The organism is Pseudarthrobacter sp. MDT1-22 (genome assembly GCF_054511035.1).
Window position 1 is genome coordinate 1 of record NZ_JBTNDK010000070.1, and the last position, 1621, is coordinate 1621.

Annotated in this window: 2 protein-coding genes; both read right to left on the bottom strand. The window is 67.3% G+C overall.

Annotated features, from left to right (window positions below; translation table 11 throughout):
* Window positions 1-255: sortase domain-containing protein (locus ACX80M_RS20960; protein WP_459310391.1), on the bottom strand; the 255-nt coding region annotated here is incomplete at its 3' end.
* A 404-nt stretch (window positions 256-659) separates the two neighbouring features.
* Window positions 660-1430, bottom strand: coding sequence for a hypothetical protein (locus ACX80M_RS20965; protein WP_459310380.1), 771 nt, complete (start codon window positions 1428-1430; stop codon window positions 660-662).
* Between the last annotated feature and the right edge of the window lie 191 nt (window positions 1431-1621).

Sequence of the window (1621 nt, forward strand, 5' to 3'; positions counted from 1 at the left end):
GTAGTTGTCATCGAAAAGGCCGGTGGCGGGGTCGTAGCCGTCGCAGGTGACCAGCCGGAGTTCGGCGCCGTCGGTGTTGCCGTAGACCTCGAGGGTGGGGAATGCGTTCTTGCTGTAGAGGGCGCCGCGGTCAACGGTGAACACGGCGATGCTGCCGTCGGTTCGGGACACGTTGATTTCGTCGCCGTTTTTGAGCTTTTGGAGGTCCGCGAAGACCCCGGTGTTCCCGCCGAGGGCGTTGACGTGCCCGAGCATCACGGAGGGGCCGCGTTCTCCGGGTGTGGGGGAGCCGTTGTACCAGCTGGCGGGTGTGCCGTTACCGGTGTCTTCCGGNTCCGGACCCCGATCGAGGCAATGGCCAAGGTGACGGGAGCGGAAGCGCCCATCACCGGCGGAAGCTGCTGTGCGGGCGGGGCCGCCACGGGGGCGGCGGGCGGCGGGGTGGCTGTAGCCGGTGTCGGAGCCGCGGTCGTGCCGGGTGTTACCGGAGATGAGGTGGAAGCGGAAGGTGGGGGGCCGGCGTCGGGCGTTCCGTTGTTTCCTGCGCCGCAGCCGGCCAGGGTGAGCAGGAGCAGAACCCCGGCCGCCGCGGAGGCCAGGGGGCCTCTGCGGTGGCCGGGATTCATGAGTGTCACAGTGATGGTCCAGTCAGCCCTTGCTTAGGCTGCTGATTCGGCGCTGCGGCGGCGGACAACGTAGGCTCCGCCGGCGAGGGCGATCAGGGCCAAACCGCCGCCGATAGCGAGGGCTCCGGTGTCGGTGCCGGTTTCGGCGGTGACGCCGGTCTCAGCGCCGCCTGCCGGCATCTTCATCTGGCCGGCCTTCAGGGTCCCGCACAGGGCGGGGGAAGTGGCGGCGAGCGGAAGGGTCGGTGCAAGGTCGCTCTTGGCGGCCTGGCCTGCCGCGCTGAGCGTGGCGGGGTCCAGGCCGTGGACGACGACCACTGCGGTGCCCGCTTTCAGGGAAGCCATGGTCTCGGCGTTCAGTTCGAACGTGCGGTCAACGGTGTAGGCCGCACCCTGGCCGCCGACCTTGAGGTCAAGGCCCGCTGCCGGGCTCGTGTCCCCGCTCGTGGAGAGCGTGGTCTGGATGGGACCGTAGAACGGGTCGCCCTCGGTGGTGGAGATGACCTTGTCCCCGTCCTTATCGGCAGACGGGTCCGGGCAGGTGCCCTGCTTGCCGCCATGGATGTGCTGGACGTGCGGGTACGGGGCATCCATGAACGTCGCCGGCATACCTGAAACTTTCAGGACAACGTGGGCCTGGTTACCGGTGACATCAACTGTGATGGTGCCGGCGCCCGCGCTGCCGTTGAGCTGGCCCAGGGTCGACTGGTAGGACTGGTCCGCGGCCATCGCGGGGGAACCGGAAAGGGCCAGGGCGGCCAAAGCGAGGGTGGGAACTGCCATAAAGCGGAGTGACTTATTCATTTGAAAAATCTCCTCATTCACGCGCGTGTGATGTTGGCGCCCCCGGGAGGGGACACCAGTTCTTCGAGTCAACACCAGAAAAGGACGGGTGAGAATGTGAATTGTGTCACATATTTTCCGGCAGGCCAGCGAGGCGTGGGGTGTTCAGGAGGCCGTGATCCGGCTGGTTCAAGCAGCCGAAGCGCCGCGGC

Bases quoted from the DNA above. Each gene is read 5' to 3' on its own strand.
- ACX80M_RS20965 (WP_459310380.1), bottom strand. From the start codon at position 1,430: ATGAATAAGTCACTCCGCTTTATGGCAGTTCCCACCCTCGCTTTGGCC.